This is a genomic window from Mesorhizobium sp. M7A.F.Ca.CA.001.08.2.1, from assembly GCF_003998455.1.
Lineage (GTDB): Bacteria > Pseudomonadota > Alphaproteobacteria > Rhizobiales > Rhizobiaceae > Mesorhizobium > Mesorhizobium ciceri.
In genome coordinates this window covers 1-2,896 of record NZ_RZPW01000761.1, presented here as the reverse complement: position 1 = coordinate 2,896, position 2,896 = coordinate 1, and the positions used below count along the sequence as shown (strand labels likewise).

Annotated in this window: 5 protein-coding genes; 3 read left to right on the top strand and 2 right to left on the bottom strand. The window is 65.6% G+C overall.

Annotation, left to right across the window (positions count from 1 at the left end; all coding sequences use genetic code 11):
• Both EN914_RS30390 and EN914_RS30385 read right to left on the bottom strand, forming a co-directional pair.
• On the bottom strand, positions 1-292 hold a 292-nt coding region (locus tag EN914_RS30390), incomplete at its 3' end, for a TPM domain-containing protein (protein WP_407067820.1).
• A 51-nt stretch (positions 293-343) separates the two neighbouring features.
• Positions 344-982: a LemA family protein gene (locus tag EN914_RS30385; protein WP_024504707.1), complete on the bottom strand. Its 639-nt coding sequence runs from the start codon at positions 980-982 to the stop codon at positions 344-346.
• A 161-nt stretch (positions 983-1,143) separates the two neighbouring features.
• Between EN914_RS30385 and EN914_RS30380 the strand changes: the two genes are divergently transcribed.
• The 3 genes from EN914_RS30380 to EN914_RS30370 all read left to right on the top strand — a co-directional run.
• Positions 1,144-1,395: a hypothetical protein gene (locus tag EN914_RS30380; protein ID WP_024504708.1), complete on the top strand. Its 252-nt coding sequence runs from the start codon at positions 1,144-1,146 to the stop codon at positions 1,393-1,395.
• Between the two features lie 13 nt (positions 1,396-1,408).
• A complete protein-coding gene (pdxY, locus tag EN914_RS30375; protein WP_024504709.1) occupies positions 1,409-2,293 on the top strand; it encodes a pyridoxal kinase PdxY in 885 nt (294 codons plus the stop codon).
• The coding region (locus tag EN914_RS30370; RefSeq protein WP_127389478.1) for a DUF429 domain-containing protein at positions 2,290-2,896 on the top strand (607 nt) is incomplete at its 3' end. The genes pdxY and EN914_RS30370, both read left to right, overlap by 4 nt.

The window sequence follows — 2,896 nt, the reverse complement described above, 5'->3', positions numbered from 1 at the left end:
CCAGCAGCAGGACGCCATTGTTTTCCTTCGCCTGGCCGAGCTTCCAGAAGCGGAACAGCCGGTTGGCGTAAGGCTCGATCTCCTCGCCATCGAGGCTGGGAATCGTCGCGACGACGATCTGGTCGGAGCCTTTTGTCTCGAAATCGGCGAGTTTTTGGGTCAGCGCCGCCCTGGTCGCGGCGTCGATGATGCCGGCATCGTCGACGACACGGCCGGTCAGCGCCGGGAGATCGGCCGCGAGGGCCGAGAACGGCAGCACAAGGACGAGGAGGACGACTGCGACAAGACGAATGACGCGCCGCCTCTCACCGGCCAGCAAGATCACGACGTTTGGCCCCGCCGTTCACCCGCCCTGCTTCGTGCCGAAATCGACCTTCGGCGGCTGCATCTTGTCTTCGGCGACGGTGAAATTGGCGAAGGGCTCGTTGCCGCGGAACCAGAAGGTCGCCCACAGCACCGAGGGGAACGTCCTCAGCGTCAGATTGTAGTCCCTGACCGCCTGGATGTAATCGCGCCGCGACACCGCGATGCGGTTCTCGGTGCCTTCGAGCTGCGCCTGCAGCGCCAGGAAGTTCTGATTGGCCTTGAGGTCGGGATAGGCCTCCGAGACCGCGATCAGCCGCGACAGCGCGCTGGTCAGCCCCGCCTGGGCATCCTGGAACTTCTTGAGGGCTTCGGGATCCTTCAGCGTTTCCGGTGTTACCGTGATCTGCGTTGCCTTGGCGCGCGCCTCGACCACCGCGTCGAGCGTATCCTTTTCATGCGAGGCATAGCCCTTGACCGTCTCGACCAGGTTGGGGATGAGGTCGGCGCGGCGCTGATACTGGTTCAGCACCTCGCTCCATGCCGCCCTGGCATTTTCTTCCGCCGTCGGGATGGTGTTATAGCCGCAGCCTGCAAGCAGCGGCAGCACGATCGCCATCATCAGGAAGGCGGGCAGCGTGCGGAACGTGGACGGCAAGGCAAGGCGCTGGGCAAACATGATGGGTCCCTCGGTAGAAGTTGCACGCGAAGCTTTACCACAATCAGCGCGCAAGAAAACCGCCCGCGCCGGCAGCCCCTCGCCTGGCACGCCGGTGCCGCTGCAAGGCTCTGTGATTGGCCGTGCGAACGCGATAAGGTCCGGCAAAACGGGACATCATCATGGCGGGACGCCAGGACAGCGACAAGGAATCGCGCCGTATCCTCGAGCGCATTGCGCGCGAGACGGATCCGGCCGGCAACTCGTTTGTAGCGCGGGCAGCGAAAGGCATGCACGATCACGTCACCGCGGCCGATGCCGATCGTGCCGATCCGATCGAAGTCTGGGGCACCCGCTTTGGCCGCACGCTGGGCCTGCTGCTGGCGCTGGGCCTGATGGTCTGGCTCGTGCTTTACGTCATCCGGGGCAGTTAGGAATCAAACGACAATGAGCGCCGAACAAACCGACGCGCCGCGTGCGGTCATCGTCATTTCCAGCCATGTCGCGCGTGGCTCGGTCGGCAACCGTGCCGCCGTCTTTGCGCTGGAGACCCTGGGTTTCCCGGTCTGGGCGGTGCCGACCGTCATCTTGCCCTGGCATCCCGGCCATGGGCGCGCGACGCGCATCGTGCCGCCGCTCGACGAGTTCAAGGCTCTGATGGCCGATCTCGAGCGGGCGCCATGGCTGGGTGAGGTCGGCGCCGTGCTGTCCGGCTATCTCGGCGAGGCGGGCCAGGCCGAGGCCGTCGCCTCGCTGGTCGCCGCGGTCAAGGCAAGGACGCCCGGCGCCGTCTATATCTGCGATCCGGTGATGGGTGATTCGGGCGGCCTCTATGTGCCCGAACCGACCGCCATCGCCATGCGCGACCGGCTGATGCCGATCGCCGACATAGCCACCCCTAACCGCTACGAACTGGAATGGATGGCCGGCGCCGCGTTGCCAGACATGAAATCGGTGATCGCGGCGGCGCTGCACGCCGGACCATCGACCATGCTGGTCACCTCGGCGCCGTCGATGATGACGGGCGGCACCGGCAACCTCCTGCTCGATAACAGCCAGGCGCTGCTCGCCGAACATCGCCTGATCGACAAGCCGCCGAATGGCCTGGGCGATCTGACGGCGGCCGTTTACCTGGCACGCATCCTGTCCAGCCAGCCGCCGATCAAGGCGCTGCAATCGACGACGGCGGCGGTCTACGAGATCCTGGCACGCACCGCCAAGCGCGGCGGCGACGAACTGCAGCTCGAAACCGATGCGCAGAGCCTGTCGCATCCGATGGCGATGGTCCAGCTTCGCCACCTCACACATCCAGGGCGGGGCCGCCGGGCGTGACATCGACTGAGGCCGTACTTGTCGGCGTCGATGGCTGCAAGGCCGGCTGGATCGCCGTCCGACGAACTTTTGGCATGGCACCGTCGGTCGGTGTCTTTGCAACCTTCACTGCCCTGCTCGCATCCCTTCCCGTAGACGCTGTCATCGCCGTCGACATGCCGATCGGCCTGCCCGGCTTTTCGGGCAAGGGCGGGCGCGGCCCCGAAGCCCTGGTGCGGCCGCTGCTCGGGGCACGCCAGTCCAGTGTCTTCTCGATCCCGTCCCGTGCCGCGCTCTATGCCGACACCAACGGCTTCACCACCATCGAAGCCTGGTATGCCGCGCACGTCAGGGCAAGCGCGGTGGCCCTGACCACATCCGATCCGCCGCGCGGCGTGTCGATCCAGGCGTTCGGCATTTTTGCCAAGATCCGCGAGATCGACGCCGTGCTGATCGCGCGGCCCGATTTGCGCAGCCGCGTGTTTGAATCGCACCCGGAAGTCGCTTTCTGCCGCTTGAACGGCAATCAAGCCATGCAACTGCCGAAGAAGATCAAGGGCAGCATCAATCCGGCCGGCATGGCGGAACGCAAGGCGCTGCTCTGCCGGCTCGGCTATGATAAGG

Excerpts from the sequence above, each read along its gene's own strand:
- EN914_RS30385 (WP_024504707.1), bottom strand. The coding sequence starts at position 982 with ATGTTTGCCCAGCGCCTTGCCTTGCCGTCCACGTTCCGCACGCTGCCC.
- EN914_RS30380 (WP_024504708.1), top strand. The coding sequence starts at position 1,144 with ATGGCGGGACGCCAGGACAGCGACAAGGAATCGCGCCGTATCCTCGAG.
- pdxY (WP_024504709.1), top strand. The coding sequence starts at position 1,409 with ATGAGCGCCGAACAAACCGACGCGCCGCGTGCGGTCATCGTCATTTCC.